The sequence below is a fragment of the Luteibacter sp. dw_328 genome (genome assembly GCF_018449605.1).
Taxonomy (GTDB): domain Bacteria; phylum Pseudomonadota; class Gammaproteobacteria; order Xanthomonadales; family Rhodanobacteraceae; genus Luteibacter.
In genome coordinates this window covers 614,730-633,217 of the sequence record NZ_JAAVUW010000001.1, presented here as the reverse complement: position 1 = coordinate 633,217, position 18,488 = coordinate 614,730, and the positions used below count along the sequence as shown (strand labels likewise).

18 protein-coding genes are annotated in these 18,488 nt (G+C 58.5%); 4 read left to right on the top strand and 14 right to left on the bottom strand.

Annotated features, from left to right (window positions below; genetic code table 11):
* Nucleotides 1–540: 540 nt before the first annotated feature.
* Together HB634_RS02920 and HB634_RS02915 are read left to right on the top strand one after the other, a co-directional pair.
* Complete coding sequence (locus HB634_RS02920; RefSeq protein WP_255548322.1) at nt 541–1,587, top strand: hypothetical protein; 1,047 nt, start codon at nt 541–543, stop codon at nt 1,585–1,587.
* 710 nt (nt 1,588–2,297) lie between these two features.
* Complete coding sequence (locus HB634_RS02915; protein ID WP_213947464.1) at nt 2,298–2,996, top strand: 3'-5' exonuclease; 699 nt, start codon at nt 2,298–2,300, stop codon at nt 2,994–2,996.
* A gap of 93 nt (nt 2,997–3,089) precedes the next feature.
* On the opposite strand, the gene HB634_RS02910 is transcribed toward HB634_RS02915, so the two are convergent.
* From HB634_RS02910 to HB634_RS02865, 10 genes are all read right to left on the bottom strand, one after another.
* Entirely contained in the window at nt 3,090–3,320 is a 231-nt protein-coding gene (locus tag HB634_RS02910; RefSeq protein ID WP_213947463.1) for an alpha/beta fold hydrolase, read from the bottom strand.
* A gap of 30 nt (nt 3,321–3,350) precedes the next feature.
* Nucleotides 3,351–3,731 (bottom strand): hypothetical protein, encoded by a 381-nt coding sequence (locus tag HB634_RS02905; RefSeq protein ID WP_213947462.1) that lies wholly within the window; start codon nt 3,729–3,731, stop codon nt 3,351–3,353.
* A gap of 1 nt (nt 3,732) precedes the next feature.
* Nucleotides 3,733–4,104, bottom strand: coding sequence for a glucosaminidase domain-containing protein (locus HB634_RS02900; RefSeq protein WP_213947461.1), 372 nt, complete (start codon nt 4,102–4,104; stop codon nt 3,733–3,735).
* A gap of 136 nt (nt 4,105–4,240) precedes the next feature.
* Entirely contained in the window at nt 4,241–4,777 is a 537-nt protein-coding gene (locus tag HB634_RS02895; RefSeq protein ID WP_213947460.1) for a hypothetical protein, read from the bottom strand.
* A gap of 23 nt (nt 4,778–4,800) precedes the next feature.
* Nucleotides 4,801–5,100 carry a hypothetical protein gene (locus HB634_RS02890; protein WP_213947459.1) on the bottom strand — a complete coding sequence of 100 codons (300 nt, stop codon included), beginning with the start codon at nt 5,098–5,100 and terminating at the stop codon, nt 4,801–4,803.
* A 990-nt stretch (nt 5,101–6,090) separates the two neighbouring features.
* Nucleotides 6,091–7,269, bottom strand: a complete 1,179-nt coding sequence (locus HB634_RS02885) for a M48 family metalloprotease (RefSeq protein WP_213947458.1) — start codon at nt 7,267–7,269, stop codon at nt 6,091–6,093.
* Between the two features lie 212 nt (nt 7,270–7,481).
* Nucleotides 7,482–8,585, bottom strand: a complete 1,104-nt coding sequence (locus tag HB634_RS02880; RefSeq protein WP_213947457.1) for a S41 family peptidase — start codon at nt 8,583–8,585, stop codon at nt 7,482–7,484.
* A gap of 115 nt (nt 8,586–8,700) precedes the next feature.
* A complete protein-coding gene (locus tag HB634_RS02875) occupies nt 8,701–9,366 on the bottom strand; it encodes a response regulator (RefSeq protein WP_213947456.1) in 666 nt (221 codons plus the stop codon).
* Nucleotide 9,367: 1 nt separating this feature from the next.
* The gene (locus tag HB634_RS02870; protein WP_213947455.1) at nt 9,368–10,774 is read right to left on the bottom strand and encodes an ATP-binding protein; all 1,407 of its coding nucleotides are present in this window, start codon (nt 10,772–10,774) and stop codon (nt 9,368–9,370) included.
* Nucleotides 10,775–10,863: 89 nt separating this feature from the next.
* Nucleotides 10,864–11,430 (bottom strand): XRE family transcriptional regulator, encoded by a 567-nt coding sequence (locus tag HB634_RS02865; RefSeq protein WP_213947454.1) that lies wholly within the window; start codon nt 11,428–11,430, stop codon nt 10,864–10,866.
* Between the two features lie 35 nt (nt 11,431–11,465).
* Between HB634_RS02865 and HB634_RS02860 the strand changes: the two genes are divergently transcribed.
* Entirely contained in the window at nt 11,466–12,980 is a 1,515-nt protein-coding gene (locus HB634_RS02860; protein ID WP_213947453.1) for a S41 family peptidase, read from the top strand.
* Between the two features lie 50 nt (nt 12,981–13,030).
* Nucleotides 13,031–13,909 (top strand): CPBP family intramembrane glutamic endopeptidase, encoded by an 879-nt coding sequence (locus HB634_RS02855; protein WP_213947452.1) that lies wholly within the window; start codon nt 13,031–13,033, stop codon nt 13,907–13,909.
* A gap of 14 nt (nt 13,910–13,923) precedes the next feature.
* Here the strand turns inward: HB634_RS02855 and HB634_RS02850 are convergent, their stop codons facing one another.
* From HB634_RS02850 to HB634_RS02835, 4 genes are all read right to left on the bottom strand, one after another.
* Nucleotides 13,924–14,472 (bottom strand): hypothetical protein, encoded by a 549-nt coding sequence (locus HB634_RS02850; RefSeq protein ID WP_213947451.1) that lies wholly within the window; start codon nt 14,470–14,472, stop codon nt 13,924–13,926.
* Between the two features lie 1,054 nt (nt 14,473–15,526).
* Nucleotides 15,527–15,949: a tetratricopeptide repeat protein gene (locus tag HB634_RS02845; protein WP_213947450.1), complete on the bottom strand. Its 423-nt coding sequence runs from the start codon at nt 15,947–15,949 to the stop codon at nt 15,527–15,529.
* 148 nt (nt 15,950–16,097) lie between these two features.
* Nucleotides 16,098–16,751 (bottom strand): hypothetical protein, encoded by a 654-nt coding sequence (locus tag HB634_RS02840; RefSeq protein ID WP_213947449.1) that lies wholly within the window; start codon nt 16,749–16,751, stop codon nt 16,098–16,100.
* 255 nt (nt 16,752–17,006) lie between these two features.
* Nucleotides 17,007–18,215, bottom strand: a complete 1,209-nt coding sequence (locus HB634_RS02835) for a hypothetical protein (RefSeq protein WP_213947448.1) — start codon at nt 18,213–18,215, stop codon at nt 17,007–17,009.
* Between the last annotated feature and the right edge of the window lie 273 nt (nt 18,216–18,488).

The window sequence follows — 18,488 nt, the reverse complement described above, 5'->3', positions numbered from 1 at the left end:
GAGGATGTTTTCGCTGGTCAGTATCTAAGCCACTAATGCTGTTCTGGTAGCCAAAGCTCACCTGGGTCCGGGCCGGCATTGCGGCGAGGGGCTGCACCTGATGCGACCGGGAGCGGGGAAGGGCAGTGACTTTGGTCGTTGGCGGGTCCGGAGGTGCACCTACGGCGCCATTGACCCCCATGATAGCGAATAACTGCCATTATTTGCTATCTAAAAATCAATTATTTTTCTTATATATCAAGTTGTTGAAGTTATGACCGGCCTAGGTGACGAAGGAACGGCTACCACTGCCCGCGCTACATACTCAGCGTCAGCATCATCGATTTGGAACGCGAAAATCTTTCACGACGTGCGGGCGCACCGGGCGTGACAGTCAGGGCGCATGCTATACCGCAGAGGGATTCCGATGGGAATGCGAAGGGTAGCGGGCTGCCTTTAGGAGGGGATTTGCGACCGTCTTTAAATGCGCCGTGCCCATGCGGCAGTGGCCAACGGTACCGGAAGTGCTGCGCCGAGAACGAGCTGATCACGCTGCCCAGGTTGTTTCACGAGCTTGAGGAGCGACATGCACGCACGTTGAAACGGGAGGCGGAATTTCGAAAGCAGTATGGTTACATCCGCATGCCGGTAACGGCGGTGGCGGGCGACAAACGAATGATCGCCGTCGGCGGCAGTCTGCTCGCGCAGGATGGCAAGGATTACGGATTTGTTCGAACTGTACATGACGTCGGCCTTCATTTTTTTGGTGAGGAGTTCCTTGACCAACAGAGTGCGCTGCCATTCGAGGAACAACACGTTCCGATTCAGTGGTTGAGCGCTTGGGTAGATGAGCACAACCTGGCCAATCGGGTCTCGCCGGGCGACCCGGCGGCGCAACAACTGGGAAGCGGCGCCGCGTGGCTGCGTCTTGCGTTCGATCTTTACACCATCCAGGACAATTCCGCTCTCCAGACGGCGCTTCGTACCAGGTTGCTGAACCCGTTGCAGTTTCAGGGTGCGCGACATGAACTCAAAATTGCCGCCCTGTGGATTGCAGCAGGGTTTACGCTGACATACGAAGACGAACGCGACAGGCTGAAGACGCATCCGGAGTTCATCGCGAAAGACCAGTTTTCTGATCTTATTGTGGCTGTCGAAGCGAAGAGCCGGCATCGAACAGGTGTCCAAGGCTACGCTGGCGGTAAGCCGGAGAATCTACGGCGAGCAGACGTTCGCAAGTTGCTGACGGAGGCGTACAAGAAAAAGGTTGATCTTCCCTTGTACGTCTTCGTCGATTTAAATTTGCCGCGCCCGGAAAATCCGAGTGAGCGAGACACATGGGTAAGCGAGATCCAGGCAACCATAGCGGACATGACGACCGAGGGACTGCATGAGCGCGGACCGGTCAACGCTGCGTTCTTTACCAATGATCCGTCGCATTACCTGCTGCGGGATCGCCTGGTCGGCGACCAGGACAACCTGTGGGTTATAAGTTATCGCTACGAAGATCCAAAGGTTGCCCATCCGTCGATCGACGTGATCGAACGGATCAAACTAGCATTCTCGCATCGGGTCGCTCCGCCATCGAGCTACTGGGATGACGAATGACCACAGCCTTGACGGTTTAGATGTTTGCTCGTAAGGCCGGCGACGTCGGCCTAACTGGGTCGCGCTGCGGTCGCTGTTCTACCTATACGAACGACCGGCGTGACGCTTCGTGGTTTTTGCCGGGAGGGCTACCAGCGTCGACTCGGTAGTAGTGCGGGATCACCTTTGAGGACGTCATAACGCCTGTGGTCATAATTAACCCGTTGAGGACAAACTAACCAACGAAATTGGGTGACTGTTGTTCCTAGTGGTAGGCAGTTTCAAGGCGTTAGTTAGCAAAGGACCGTACGATTGAAGAAGCAATGATGACGCGTAGGTGGCATGGTTTGGCGGGATGACACGGTTGAACGGCAAGGTGACACGGTCAAGCGGGAAGCGACAACAGGTGTAGTGCAGGCAAGTTTGGATCTTGGTGCAGCCCAGTTCAGAAACTGACACCAAGCGGCGCAGCAACCTACGAGTTCGCATAATGTATATTATGTAAACTAAAAGGTCACCAGTATGAGCACAAGGCGGCGCATCAGCTCGGTGGGCTCGAGTCGTGGCACAGTCGGCAGAACACGCCTAGCCGTTCATTGGTTGGCTCTCGTCACTTCGGCAGGTTCGCCGTCTACGACACTCGCGACTACGGATCTTGCATTCGCCAGCGTCGAAACGCCCGCCATGCGACGCGTTAAACTTCCGGCCAGCGCAAAGGCGGATGACAAAGCATGGCCTCATCTCCCACGGTTCCGGGCGCGGGCGTACCGGTCCTTATCACCAGCGAACGACCGGCCAAGCGGCCGCGGGTGTGGCGTGAGCGGCCGTCGAAGCAGGAATTAGCACAGTTACCCCGGTTCTCCGCTCTGGGGCCGGATCAGGTGATCGTGGTCCAGTCGCCCTCCTCCGCTGCCAAAGCAGCGGCCGCTTTGACGGGAGCGACGACGCTCGGCTTCGATACCGAGAGCCGACCGGTATTTCAGCCTGGCGTCAAAAGCACCGGCCCTCACCTGGTTCAGCTGGCGACGGACCGGACCGCTGTCTTGTTCCCGCTGACGGGTCTGGAGATGGACCCGCTGCTGCGGCAGATCCTTGAAGACGGGCGTGTGATCAAGGTTGGCTTTGGCCTCGGCGGTGACAAGACCAAGCTGTTCAACAAATTCGGCCTGCGCATGCGCGGTACCGCCGAAGTGAGTGGGTTGGTTCAGGCTCTGGGCTTTCGCCAACGGGTGGGTCTGCAGACGGCCGTCGCCGTTGTACTTGGCCAATATCTGGTCAAGTCGAAAAAGATCACGACCTCGAACTGGGGCGCGCGACCCTTGAGCGCTGCGCAGGTGATGTATGCCGCGCATGATGCCGTGGCCAGCCTGCGCGTCTATCGCGCCGTTTCACCGGTGCCCGTCGACCCGACCGAGGCTCGGGAGGCGTAGGCGCTGTCTCCCGATCACGCACTCTTCGCCGTACACCCTCGGGCCCGCTCTGACGAAGACAGCTGACCGTTTGCCATCGACGCTTCCACCGTCCTACCTGGTCTGACGTCCGAGGAAGTCCAGCATCAGCGCGGCGATGTCGTCCGTCTTCTCATCCAGGGCGAAGTGCCCCGCATCCAGCAAATGGATTTCGGCGTCAGGAAGGTCGCGCTGGTAGGCTCGCCCCCCGGCAGCGACGAAAGAAGGATCGCTGGCGCCCCACACCACCAGAGTGGCCGGCTTGTGCTGCCTCAGCCAGACTTGCCAGACAGGGTGTGCCGCCACGTTCGTCCGGTATCACGTCGCCACGCGTTGTCAGTTGCAATCGAGCGGTAAGTCAACCCCCGGACCGGGTTCAATTGGCTGATTATCAGGATAACCAGGATAGTGATAGCAAAGAACTCCGGTATCAATGATGATTTCCCCAGTGCGTTTATTCACTTTTACAAAACCAGCGTTCATGGTTGGATCTGTTGGCGCATTGTAAATGAGCTGATAGGCGTAGAACTTCGTCTCTCCACCATCCTTCTCGAGGGGGTACACGTAAGTCCCCTTGTAAGGATGTTTTTTTGTCATAGCCTGTACTAACGCGTCGGCTTGGGCACGCGAAACACCCTTTTTGGGGTCTTGACCAAACGCCGAGCCGCCGAAAAATATCGTGATGGAAAAAACCGCGAAGAAAACTGCGTTTCTCATTTCAATGCCCCGTATCCAAATAGTTCTTGACGCTTTTTATGGTCTGTACCATCTGGCGTTGATAACCAGGGGTAGGCTTCCCGGTATCCATGATAATTCCGAACTTACCGATAACCTGCAGCCGCCGAGCGAATTCGGCAGGATCGGTAGCGCCTCGCAAGTAAGGTCGCCTCTTGAACGCATCTTCAGCGGAGCTCTTGAAAGAGTCATATTTCCATAGCTTGGCCGGCTTGCCCGTGATCTCGTTGGCCTTCTTCGAAAACACAACTAAATCATCGGGCGTATCGCTAGGAGCCTGTACGCCGAAAAAGTTGTTTGCCTCCTTTGCAAACCGCCCACCCCCCCCAACCGGATTCTTTTCCGGTAAAACCAAGAACCTCTTCCGGCGTAAGATCGTACTCTTTCGCAACTGTGGTTGCTTGTGCTAAGTACTTATCGGCAAAGTTGATGATCTTCGACGGCGTATTATGGTAGCCCCTGGCAGATGACGGATCGTCACTCGTATACCCTTAGTCGTAAGTTTCGCACGCCCAAACACCGCAAGATTCTGCTCCCGTCGGATCGTTGTTGGCGATCGGGTTGTCGTCAGCGTAAGCATATCGGTTCAACGATAACGGAGAGCCTTCTACGGGCCCGACACCTTTGCCGATTTGCGACGACAGCACCGCTTCATCGTCGTAGATCGACGCGGAGGATACGAAATTCTTGAAGTATTCGAGCGCCTTGTCTTCCGTTTCAACTGCCGCCTGCGCGACGAGCCGTTTCGCATCGAACCCTTGAGCCCAGGCATCGCAGATTTTCGCCCACTCTAAGTCTACGGTTCCATTAAACCTATCGGAAAACATGTGGGCGAGCTCCACACATTCGCCGTAAAGCGAAGCCTGAGCAGCTGCAAACGCCTGTGGCGTTAGCGTATCTGCCTTGGCCTTTGCCTGAACTTCTGTGAATGAACGGTTGAAATATTCGACCAGTGCCGTGGATAGCTCGGCAATCTGAAATCCTACGCGACTGCTTCCGAACGCGAAATCCGACGGAGTGAGGCTCATCAAGTCATTTGAGAATAGGAGAGTTAACCCTTCTTGAGAGCTTTCCAGAAACATCCAGCGGAAATTGCAGTGAAAAGTGCCATCGCACCAACCGAACCGACAAAAGCGGTCCAATAGAGAAACGGATGCGCTGAGCGATCGAGAACGGAAGTGCCTGCCCGGCTTTGTATTGCGGTGACACCATGCTCGAGCGCGTACAGCATCCCCCCGACGCCGCCATAGATCCAGGCAGCGATCGCTACGCCGAAGAGCCCCCAAGAAATGCGTGCGGCCATGTTCCGCGCGCCGCCGGTCGCAGCCTTGTTAAAGATGGCCACGAGCATGCCGCCGCATCCCGACACCGCAATGAATAACCCAAGTTTTGTCATAGACGTTGACGCCAGTTCAGAAAAAGCCCCAAAACACCCGACCACCTTCAACGGGATCGCGTAACCCTTCGGGTGTCTCGATTCCCACATTACCGCCCTGCAAGTTGTTGGCTTCCCTGCAGCCCGGATGATTGAATCTTTTATTCCCCCGCCACGTCCCAAATCAACTTGACGTTAACGTTCCTGCATGGCCTGATGCGCGGCCCGTTCGAGCGGTGACATAAGATAATCGATGACCCTGCGTTTATCGGTTTCTATCTCAACCGAAAGCGACATATTTACGACCGGCACCGTTTGATCCGGCACGACAACCTTCTCTCCGGCGCATGCGGCTAAAGTCACGGCAAGCGAAATTGACGTGATCTGCGTTGTAAGATTCGTCCTAATCACTTCTGTCCTTTACGAAAGGCATCAAAGCCTTTTTCGGATAGCGAATCGCTTTTCTCGTAAGGTAATCCCTTCACGGCAAGCTATAGGGTGATCGCACCCGATCGTCGGGAACGAAGCACAGCGACGGCTCCAAACATGCTTGCCGATAAAGCAGCAACGATGACGAACAACAGACCTATCGGGACGTGATAGTTGATCCCAAAGAAGGCGGGCGCAACCATGGCTACGAAGGCCGTAGGCGCCATGATCCACCATCGGGGAATCCAGATGTATTCCATACACTCCACGGCCACAAAGAAGACGTAAATCTCGATCAAACGGTCGAAACTTGAATGGTCCAGATACCACATGAACCTGAAAGCGTAGACAACGTAGTGAATCCCCAACGCCCCTACAAGCGATACCGCCGCTATCCACGGCGACGATCTAGTGACTGCCATCTTCAATCTCCTTCACTTTTCGCGCCAAGCCGTATCCTTCATCATAAGAGGATGCCGTCCTGTAAATGCCGATTGATAGACTTGTGATTCGACCCTTGCGTCGCTGAGACCGTGCTTACCGAGCTGGCAATTTTTCGTGAGCAGACCCACACGGTGCCGGAAGATCCCCGGGCAACGCCTGAAAATCGTGGGCCATTCGGATGCGCTCGCTCGTCGGCGGATGGTTCGCGCGAAACAGTCGACCAATCAAGTCGGTTTCGGGCATTTCCGTCTCCGTATGCCAGCTTCGGAATAGCGCGATCGCGGCAGGCTGTTCACCCGACAGTGCCAGACCGAACCTATCTGCTTCGCGTTCGATGTGACGATTAAACACAAGGAATACGGGGAGGACGGCCGTCCACATCACGAGACAGCAGATCGCGAGCAGTGGCAAAGACCGCGGGTCGGAAATGCTATCGAATCCGAATCGCCTAAGCCCCCATCGTCTGACGACCACACTGCCAAACACGTGGTACACACCGCCAATCAAGAGGACGAGGGCGACGGAAATTGCCCACGCTTTCCAGTTATCACCTTCGACATAGTGTTTCAGTTCGTGTGCGATGGTGAACCGTATTTGCGCAGGATTCTCCAACCTTTGAAGGTCTGACTGGAGGACAATCGCGCTTGCCCCACCTACTCCGACAACGTGGGTATCGCTGCCACCCACGATGACTTCAGTACTCTCGAGACCGCATTGAGCGGCCAGCTTCCGTATCTCTTTCGCGAGTACACCATCGTTTAGCGGGTGGAGTTCCGAGGCGCGCGACGTCCACACCGGCTGGACGACGAACAAAGCAAGCAGCACCGGAGCGGACACAGCCCCGAGCCATAACCACCAGCGGCGCGGGCTTCGACGCATAAAGAGGAACGGCACCCAGCCTAAAATGCCAACGCCTAGCATGCATGGCACGAGCGCCCCGAACGCTCCCGCGAGCCACTCGCCAAAGGAATCGGGATCAGGCCCTGGATAGTTCGCGTGCTGAAAGTAACTACCTGGGAGCTGAGCGGTCAGGCAAAGCGCGAGCAAAATCCAGCCATACGCGACAAACGTTGGGTATCTCCAACCGCGGAATAAGCGACCCAGCCAGCCGTACAGTCGGGAGCCCCATCCAGTCGCCAGGATCAGGCTAAGGACCGCTACCACCGCCATTCGATTGACGACCCAGACCCCGTCGACAACATGGTTCCATGTAACAGCGAGATCATCGACACCCTCGATTACACGGAGAACACTCGTCTGTATTGCCACCATTGCCGAGCCTCCTTGTCCCTATGTAACGATTCTTGCTGACGCAATCAGGGTGAACAAGCGTGTCTTGCGACGCTAGCGCCATGGGAATGAATCTGGCAGGGTGCACTCGTGGCGTACGCCCCTCCCGCGCCCCTCCCCCTCCCCCTCCGCGAACGGGTTACGGGCTCGAACTGCCCGCATCGTTAGTCTGCCCGATTCGTTACGCCACGGGCTCATTTCAGTTCGCCAATCCGCCTCTGTAACTGGTCCTTCTTTTCGGGGTCAGGCTCGGCGGCGAGACGCTCCTCCAAGATGGCAACTTGAGCAACGTTCAGTGCATTCTTCGCCGACGACTTCACATTCGGCACCACGCCAACGCCTTCCCAATCGGTGTGCGTAACCGGATTGATAGAGCGGCCATTCGGCACAAACATCATGAAGTGTGCGCTCAAGCGACGTGGATTTCCCGGGTGTGCGCCACCGCCCGTCGTCTCACCGACCAACGTGGCGCGCCCGTTGTTCTCCAGCGCATAGGCAAAGTCTTCGCCCGCAGAAAACGTGTCTTCGCTGGTCAACAGATACACCTTGCGTGCTTCACCGTACTTTTTGCCAGGTACATCGCCAGCGGTCCACCGCGCTTCGGTCCGCTTTTCCTCGCGCCAGTAGATGTCGTTCAAGTGCGTAGGCTTGTCGTATAGATAGCTCGCCAGCAGCATCACGGTGTCCGGATCGCCGCCGCCGCACTGACGAAGATCGATGATCAGTGCCTTGGTATCGGCAAGCAGGGCCATCGCAGCGGCTATCCGCCCTGCCGCTTGCTGCGGTCGCCCAAAGGCGTGCAGGTCGATATAGCCGATGTTGAACGGCAGACGGCCGACTGTCTCGACGCCGAAGTTCAGGCGCGTCTGGTGAGCCAGCTCTTCTGCCTTCTCTTCCTCCGATTGATCCTGACCCGGTGGCAGTACCGGAACGGTCTTTTCGAAATAGCGAACCTCCAGGTGCTTGTCGTGACTCTCGTTCTGCAAGGCATCGGTCAAGGTCTCAGCCAACTTCTCGGCGCTGGTCACGGAATCGAAGTCGCCATGCTGGGACTTCGCGCGAAGCTGCTTTTCCATAGCCTCGGCTTTCTCAGGAAAGACATAGTATTTGTCGAGGTTCGCGATCGCGGCTTCGATCACTTCGTTCCGCGTCGCCTTGTCCACCGTCATGTCCTTTTGCGGCGGCCCCGGTGGGCCGCCGCGTGGCATGCCGAACCATACGAATCCCAGTACGCACAAAGCGGCCACTCCGGCCACCGCAATGATGCGGATCGCCTTTGTCTTTCTTGTTGTTTTCATTGCACATCCTCGCGGGTTCGAAGCATTCGTCGGTATCTGACGAACCCAGCGTGGCGGGACAATGTGGAGCCATTGTGGATGGCCGTCGATCCTGATTCGTCGGCGATGCGCCGCGCTACAGTTCGACGCGATAGCCCAGGCCGTAAACAGAATGGATAATCTCGACGTCCGGAAGCAGCACCGAGAGCTTTCGGCGCAGATTCTTGATATGGCTGTCGATCGCCCGGTCGGTGACGTCGAGGTTGTCGCGGCTCACGAGATCGAGCAATTGTGCGCGCGAGTGGATGGTGCCCGGCCGCTTTGCCATGGCTGCGAACAGACTGTATTCCGTCGGTGTCAGGTCTAGTACCTGCGAGCGGATTCGGATGGTTCGCTTTGGCTCGTCGATGTTGACGAGCCGCATGTCATCGTCCAGCGTGCGATGCCGACGAAGAATCGCCCTGATGCGCGCAACTAGTTCACGTGGACTGAAAGGCTTGCAGAGATAGTCGTCGGCGCCGGTTTCCAGCCCTAGCAACCGATCGATCTCCTCGACCCTGGCGGTCACCATGATGATAGGGACATCGGAAAACGTGCGCACCTCCCTGCACAGCGAGAGTCCGTCCAGACCAGGCAGCATGATGTCCAGCACGATCAGATCCGGCGATCGGTCCATCACCCTGGTCAGTGCGGCGCTGCCATCGGCGATCACCTCGGCTTCGTAGCCTGCCGCGGTGACGTAGTCGGCCATGATGGCCGACAGATCGCTTTCGTCTTCGACGATGAGGATCGTAGCCGTCATGTCAGCCTGCCAGCTTCAATACGACGGTCACGCGCAAACCGCCCAAGGGTGACGGACCGAATTCCAGGCGGCCCTCATGCGCGTCAAGAATCTGCCTGCTGAGCGCGAGCCCCAGGCCCGTTCCGCCGAGCTGGCGATTTCGCGATGGCTCGACGCGAAAGAATCGCTCGCCCAGGCGACTGAGTGCGTGCTCGGGAACACCCGGTGCGGAATCGCTGAATGCAATGCGCAGTTCATCCCCGACAGCCATGCCATTGACTTCGATACGCCCACCGGCGGCCGTGTAGCGCACGCAATTCTCAAGCAGATTCGTCACGACCTGGCGTATCCGGTCGACGTCGCAGTACACCGTCGAGCAGGCAGGCGATGCACCCATCGAGACCGCCAGTCCGGCGACGCGGAACTTCTCCGCAAAGCCGTCTAGCAGGTCCTGGACCAGGCGCCACACATCGTTCTCGGTCTTGGTGTATGACAGTTTCCCGATGTCCGCGCGCGCTAGTAGGTACAGTTCGTCGACCAGTTTGGTCAGTGCTCCGACTTGCCGCAGCATGATCGCGAGGTTTTCGGGTGTGGCGGATCGGACGCCGTCCTGCAGTGCTTCCACCTGCCCGTGCAACACGGACAACGGCGTGCGCAGTTCGTGCGCGGTATCGGCAATCCATTGCTGTCGTGATCGCTCGGTATCCTCCAGTCTCTCCGCGAGACGGTTGAAGGTATCGGCCAGCTCGCCGAGTTCATCGCTGCGCCGAGTGGTCAGGCGAGCGTCGAAGCGCCCGCCCTCGAGACGTCGCGCGCCATCGACGAGTTGGCGGATCGGCCTGCGGAAATGGGTAGCCAGCAAGGCGGCCACCAAGGCGCTCAACAACACGCTGATGGCGGCCACGATGAAGAGATTCCGCTGCTGGTCGATGAGGAAAGCAACCGCCAGCTCGTCGTCGGGATTTTGTGGTGTGGCAACAATGAGGTAGCCGACGGTCTTGCCATCGACGACCAGATGGCGCGCGGATGTGTCGATCGACGCAAATGCGATGATGAATGGGTTCGCGACCGCACCCGCCAGATAGTGCCTGTCCTTGTCCAGCAAGCCGATTCGGTAACCCAAAGTGGGCCAAAGCGGTCGGGTGCCTGGTGTCGTTCCCCCAAGCTCCTGCAAGCGCATCAACTCGTCACGCAGCCACGTCTTGCGCCTTGCGGAGTCGGCCGGCAGAAACGACCAATCCTGATGCTGCTGGTATTGCGTCGACAGTGCATCAGATAGCTTCGCCACGGGTTCGGATTCGATACGGGCGGTAACATCCGAGGCATGGTCGAACAACTTCCAGCGGGTCATTTCGACGCCGACCAGTGCCACCGTGATGATGGAGAGCAGGACAGCCAAAAACAGCCGATGACCGATGGAAAGCTTCAAGGGTACCGCCCTGCAAAAGACCGTCGTCGGAATCTAGTGGGGAATCGCCCGAGCAGGCAAGCTGCGGGATGGAAGTGCCCAATGCCGCACTACCAGGCCGTGCAGCGGAAAAAGCGGACCGTGTCCGTTCCCAGATTGGCAAACGCATGCGTTTGGGCACTATCGAATACGTGGACCGCCGCCGTCACCTCTACCGGTCCCGCCTCTAATTCAATGGTCAGCCGGCCCTCGACCACGAAGACCATCACGTGCCAGCCGGCAGGATCGGCCGCCGCCTGGTACCGCTCGGCAGGCTCCAATCGCCACTCCCAAAGCTCAACTTCGCGCCGTGTGGCGATGCTCCATCGCAACACGCCTTCGCCGCCCTTGGCGCCTTGCCAGCCGACGCGATCGATCCGCGCGCTACGCAACGCCGATGGATCCGCAACGAGGTCGGCGAGCGTGGCATCCAGGGCCATGCCGATCCGATCCAGCGTCGCGGTGCTAACGCTCGTTTTGCCATTTTCGATGCCGCCCACCATGCGCAAGCTGACTCCGGACGCCTCAGCCAGGTCCCTTTGACTCATGCCGGCGGCGATCCGGCGCCCGCGCACATTGGCCGCGACGTGTGTAAGAAACGAAGATACAACTTGACTAGGCAAAATATTGCCTCCCATACTGATGGTCGATTGGGGAATAGCGGACTTTCTTAATGCTGTCAATCTCTTGGCGCAGCTGTGCCCTCCTCGCTGCCGCGTGTCTGATCGCGGCAACGCCAGCATTTTCAGACGCCGGCCCTGCCACCACCGCGCTGACGCCTGCCGGAGCGAGGGAGGATCTGGAGCTCGCCATCGCCGCGGTCGAGGCAGCGATGCCGAATATTTACTGGCATCAGAGCCGGCGGGAATGGGCCGCTGGAAAGGTCGACGCACGCGCAAGGATCGGAAGTGTTGCCGACAGCGAGGCCCTGTGGCGCCTCCTCCGTCCGCTGTTGGGCCGGATCGGCGAAGGACACCTGGGCGTTCACTTAAGCGACGCCATGAGTCAGCGCTACCGCGACGCGCCGCGCTTCCCGCTCGATCTGTTGTGGACTGAGCAAGGCGCCTTCGTCCTAGCGGGTTACGGCCCCGCCGCAGACATTGCCAAAGGTGCCCGGCTGGTGTCCATCGACGGCACCAGCGAAGCGGAACTCCTGCGCGAGATGGTGGCAGTGACACCGCATGACGGCGTCATTCGTACAGGCACCATGCGTGATATTTCAGGCCGGGGCTTCGCGGCGATGTTGTATCGCCAGCGTGGAGCGCAGGCCTCGTTTCATGTTGTCCTTGATGGCCCGGCGGGTCGAATCGAACGCGACCTCGTGGCCGTTCCGCGCCTCGCGCGACCACCCGAAAGTGGAGACCCACCGCCGCTGCCGAAGCTCGAATGGCTGGATGAAAAGACCGCTTATCTGAACTTGCCAACCTTCAGTAACGCTCGGCTCCGCGAGGTAGGGGCGACCTTTCCTGAGGCGATCAACCAGGTCTTTAAGGAACTCGCCCAGCGTGGGGCTGAAGACCTGATTCTCGACCTGCGCCAGAACGGAGGCGGCTCGGAACCCAACGAGAGCGTTGTCTTCTCCTACCTGGTCGATAAGCCACTACGCAAATACGCCGCCGTCGAGGCGCGCTCGCGACATGTCGCTGTCACTAGCCTTAGCGGAAAACGATTCGAGACCGACGTCTTCGACGCCGACGACAAGGACCAGCAGCGGCCGATTCATGATGGCCGCTGGACGCGGCGCAACACGCCGCCGCACGGCCTCATGTCGCGTTGGACCTCCTTCTCCCCTGTTTTCAAAGGGCGACTCGTCGTACTTGTCGGGGGATCTACCTTTTCGGGCGGTGCCGAGCTGGCGTCCATGCTTCGTCACACGAACCGCGGGGTGTTTGTCGGCGAAGAGGTCGGTGGCGCTGACGAAGGAAATACAAGCGGCTATCGCTGGGACCTTGAACTCCCCAACAGCAGAATGAAGGTTTCCATACCGTTGCTGCAGTTTCGCATGGCATGGATTGACCCACTGCATGGCCGCGGCGTCCAGCCGGATTGCCCCGCGCCACCGGAAGTCATGGACACCACCGAGCAACGGGACCATGCGTGGCAGTTGGCCCGGGCGCTGCTTCGACAGCGTTGGCGCCAACCACAGGAAGCGACCTGCGAGCCGCATACGGTTCACGCAGAGAGCTAGTACGATCAGCTCGTCACGTCACATCCAGCTGTGGGCCCCTGGGGACGACCATGAATGCAGTCTACAAACCGATTGCTCTGACAGGCCTGTTCTTTGCGCTCTACGTCGCCTCGTCGCACCTCGACGCCCCATTGGGTCATGCCCTCGCCGGTGCATGCGGTGACCTCTGCCCGGCACACGTGCCGGGAGAGGTGCCCCCGGCCCTGCTCATCGCGCTCTGCGTCGTGCGCACCGGGCTTATCGCGCTGATCGCCCTGGTCATCGCGCGCCTGAATCGATCGTCGTTTCTGGCGTTTGGCTTCCGACCGTTTGCCTGGTGGCAGTTGCTCTGGGGCGTTCTTTCCGGTGTCGTCGGCATCAGTGCCGTTATCGGATGTCTCGTTATGGGCGGCTTCGTGCAATTCGAAGGCGTCCACGAACGGGGTTTATCCGCCCTCGGCTATGGAGTGGTCTGGGCGCTGGGCATGGCGCTGGTGGGATTGTCAGAAGAGATGGCGTTCCGGGGCGCGCCGGTATTCTTGCTTTCGAAGGTTTCACCCGCATTGGCCGTAGTCGTCAGCGCCGCTGCATTTGTCATGGTCCACATGGGCAATGACAACGAGAGCGGGTATGGGCTCCTCCAGATTGGCCTCTTTGGTGCGGTCTGCGCCATCAGCGTGCTGCGCACGCGCTCCCTCGCCTGGGCTATCGGTTTTCACGGCGCCTGGGACTGGACCCTCGAGTATATGTACGGCGCCGTCGGCAGTGGATATGTTTTCCAGGGCCACTTGCTGAGCCAAACCACCAAAGGCCCCGTGTGGGCGACGGGTGGGAGCGCAGGTGTGGAAGGCAGCGTCGTGTCTTACATCGTTCTTGCCGCCATCGGCGCCCTTATGCTCATCGGCAAGATGCCTGGCCTGGGGCGGCGTCACACGGGCGGGGTCGACTGAACCCGGCAGGCCAGTTACGGCGACACGAGTTCCGGAAAGCCCGGATAGAGGACGCGGTGATCGCCTTCGTGATTGGCGAAGCCCGGCTTGGTGAGGAACCCGCGCGGAGGGATGAAGCTGTAGATCGTTCGACGGGGCGACTCGTGCCAGCCGATGTTGAAGGCACCAAGCTTGGGGAAGAACTGTAGCTCGCTGTAAGGCAAGTGGTCGTGGATCCACCACGCCATCGCTTCCCAAGTCACTCCCTGATCAAGGCGATCGACCAGCCAAGGCACGACCACGGTAGTCAGTGCGCCCGTCCCGCCCCTGCTCCGTTGGTCCCAAATATGGCGAGCCCTATTTTTCTCGTTTGAGGCACAACTTAGTCGGTGCTTGCAGCCGAACGCGTTCACCTCGGGTGAGCGGTAGGCCGAGCGGATGGCCAATCGGCCGAACGTCGCCTGTAACGGTTCCAGAAGATTCTGACAAAGCCCCTTTCCGGCCTCGATCGCCAGCTCGGGATCATCCGGAAGATTGACCATGCCTTCGATCGCGGCGATTTCGCTATACAGAAAATCGCGCATGAAGAACGAATGCGACAGCCGTGTTCGACTGAACGCCTCGGCTGCCCTGACAGTTTTCGGTGCTCTCATAGGAAATGCTGCCAAATCACCGGGACGTTCGAGCGCGCAAGCTCGGGGTTAGTTTTCTTGCTGCCTGAAGGCATGTACGAATGCTGTCGTAAAGTAGCCCAGTTGGTGACAGGAAAACGTGCGGTCCTTTGTATCATTCTGCTATTCGAGCGAATTAACAACGACTACAGGATGCTCGTCTTTATACGTCCGGGACTCATAGGCCTTGCAACGGTTGAGCCAACGCTGTGCCACATCGTCCGGCGTCCAACCAGGATGGGCATAAATCTGTCGAACGAGTCTGTTGTGAGCATTTGCGGCTTCGATTGAACGCCGATGTCCCTCGGTAGGTGGGGCGTTGATCGGCGTTTGAAGCTGGACCTGAGGCGCTATGCCGGCATCGCGAACGCGGGCGACGTTGCGGTAGATTTCCGGCCCTGATGAGCAGGGTGGCATTTCTACGCGCCCCATCTGTGCATGCAAGAGCGATGCTTGTGAGACGAGCAGGAAAAAAATCGCGAACTTATGCGGTCGAACACCGACCACCCGCTTCGCGCGAGCGGCAGCCCGTGGCACCTCGCTTCGTAACGTGACATCCGACGAGCTGACAACACTGCGCCGCAGTTGCGGACCGGTACCCGCGGTCGTCGCTCTGTCACCAGCGTCCTTAGGCGTTACCATAGCGAACTCCATTTTTTCAGCACCCCATGCCCGGCGCGAAAGATCAGCCAGTAAAGAACTCGTCGATCAAGTCCTCAAGTGCCATGCCGACGTCATTCGCCACGTCGTCCGAATCGAAGCCAACACGAACAAGCAAATGCAAGCAAAGACTCCGCAACTCATCGACTTGGTCCTCTGTGCCTTCGCCTAATCGCCCCGCCCTGTCGAATTGACCAGGCCCATGTCATGGAAAGTGGAGAAAAGCGATCCAGAACCGGGGCAAGCCCTCTGAACGAGCGACTTCGCGCTCTAGTCTAGTGTTCGTTACGAGTCGAAAGCGGAAATCTCAAATGTCTATGCGCGTCTCAAGGAACTCTAGGTACTTGGAGTCGTCATCCATGAAGATATCTAGGCCGGCGCCCATGTAGGCTCTCGTCAACTCATCCGCTGACTTATCAAGGTTCCCTGCCTCGTAAGAGCACTGCCCGAGGCGGAGATGGATGAATGGATTGCCCAGACCGTTGACACATTGCACAGCATTGAAGAAGCATTTGAAGCACTTTTCGTAGTCGGCTGTACGAAAGTGCACGTCGCCGATGGCCGCATAGATCCAAGTCGCCGCCTCCCACTGCCTGTGGTCACCAGGCAAGAGCTGCAATGCAGACTTGTACGTATCCCTTGCGGAGTCAAAGCTCCCGGCTGCAGCCAGGTCGTCACCCTGTTTACACAGCTTTTCTATTTTCGCGTGAACGGAGTCATCCAGTTCCATTAGTTCTTCTTCCAACGCTGCAGATCATGTTCGCTTCGGGTCGGAAGCAGGCATTTGTTTCGTGCATCGGGCTGAGGCGTCATTCTCTACGTATCGAGGTCATAGCATCGAAGGCCACCTCTCAGCATCCGCTAAGCGGACCTACTGTCTATGGGCGCCAAATCGCAAAGTTTCCATCCAGGCCAACCGAGCAGAGAGCGAGTTGCTGACGCCAGTCGACCAGCATGAATCCAAAAGACGAGTGCAATTTGGCGAACACCTGGGAGAGCTGCCTGTCGTCTCCTTGGACCATTGCACCAAGTGCAGTTATACCGCGTTCGTCCGCTACGCCGTAGAGCAACACGTCAGACAATGGCTTGATGGCGAAACCACTTTCAACCTGTCCAAGTGGTCGAGATGTGGTCGTCAGGATTGGCGAATTAGTTGGGGCTGTCCCGAACAAGACCGCCAATTTGTCGACAGCATCTGTTCCCTCGATGAGCACAGTTCTAGTCAGCCTGCGAGAAAATATCTGAGACCACCCATACTGCAATCGATGGGCCTCCTCAAAAATCTTGTACTCGGCAAGGGTAGTCTGAAGCTCTTTTAGGCTAGCCGCAGGTAGGATTTCAATCTGACACCACTCGTCTTCGTGGAACTGTGGCGCCCCCTCAAATGATGCTTGCGTCGGCACTACGAAGGTCAGGACATCGGAAGCAACCGTCGGCATCGAGTAACGGATTGATGTTACATCAATCGTCTTTTTCTCAACGTCTGCATTTTTAGAACCAAGCGACGACTTCAGTCGATTAATCCAACTCATCTCAGTCCTACCCTGTGAAGGCGTGAAGTTAGAAAGGTTCCTCAAGAGGAGATGGCGAACATCCCGACGGATCATAGCCCGCTCCGCCTGGCCCCCGTCAATCGGCCCTCGGCGCGGGCTTCCCAACTAACGCCGCTAGCGTTCAACACCCGTCCATCCCTCTCCCATACCGAAAAATTCGGCAATCTCTGGCTATGGTCTAACTAACCAGCGAGGGGCGACATGATCGCAGCGTGGTCACCGCCATGCGCCTGATCATCGAGGCCGCCGTAAAGCTCTCCACACAGCCATAAGTCCCCCAATACCAGCGACCACAGCCACGAAGATCAGCACGTAATCAACCAACCCTGCCGGCCCCCACGCATCCGGATAAGAACGGCCTGGATGCGCCAGGAAGGCGCAGTTCCATGTAACGACACCAAGCATGACGGCCAACGCTGCCCACACCGCTCTCCCGATGGCGCCGCGTGTGCTGCCGCCGCGACGGCGAAACAGTATCCAGGCGCCCGCCATGGGGATGCCGAACAGTCCCAGCGGGAATCCCCAAAAGCTAACGATCCACCAAGCCCGCCGGAGTTGCCATTTGACGCTGGCCGAAGCGTTTCGGCTTTTCTGAAACTCCTGTGCCTTTGCCTCCTGCGCGGCATAGTCACCGGATTTGATCTCGGCGGTGATGGCCCCGTGGTAGTGCTCGTAAACCACCAGATCGCTGCCGACAAGCGCGGGCTGCTCGCCGCCCGACTGGAAACGCGTAAGACGGTCGAGTAAGGCAGAATCCCGGGACGGATCGGCGGGTACGTGGATCACGTCGCAATACACCCACATAGATTGTCCGAGCTCGGACGGTGTCGTGTCGCAACTGAGCGCAATGTCGGGGCCGTTGCTGTCATGCAAGACGTAATGCCGGGAGAGCGTCCACTCGCCCATTCGGTGCGTAGTGGCGATGGCGCGAACTATGTATCCATCAGCGCGATGGCCGATCTGGGTCCATGGCACCCACCAGATGCCCGGCCTGACTTCTCTCGTGCCTTCGATGCCGTGTTCGCCCAGCAGGTTCGTGTGCGAACGTGCCCGACCCGGATCTTCGATGATCGTCTGCTCGTTCACCCTGTCCCGCCAGCGGAAATCGAACGTGCTGATGCCGGAGGTCAGTCGCTCTTCAACGGAATCCAGCGGCTCGGTCGCTGTGCGCTCGGAGGCGAGGATGTCGCCGATAGTTTGTACGGGAAGAACGGGCTCGCCCAGATACTCGAGGGCGTGTTTGCGCCGTTCGAAATGTTCTATGGCCTCGGCATCGTCCTGCCGTCCGTCGAAGCGCGCCTGCGATGCTGCCGCATACAGGGTCATGGGGCCGTTGAGATCGACGGGCTTGGAAGCATCGCCCGCCGATGAATCGCGCCTGCCGCACGCGGAAAGAAGCAGAACCACTGAAACGATGAGCGCAGCCGCGAGCCTGCCCGCCATTGGCCTTAAACACATGGATGGATTCCCCTGTCGGGCCGGTCCGGTGGCCCCGTCGCATCCTCGCATGGGCGAGCGCCCAGCTGCAAAACGGGCCTGTTCCAGAGCTGCTGTCGGATCACTCCTTTTCGTGATTTCGATAGGAAATCACTACCCGAATTCGGCGAAGTGCCTTCCGGCAAATGATAAGTGCCTGCATGATCCAGCGCCAACGGCCTTACCACTGAGGTGCGTCATGCGGCCAAGGCAAATGATTCGCCTCATCGCACGATGCGT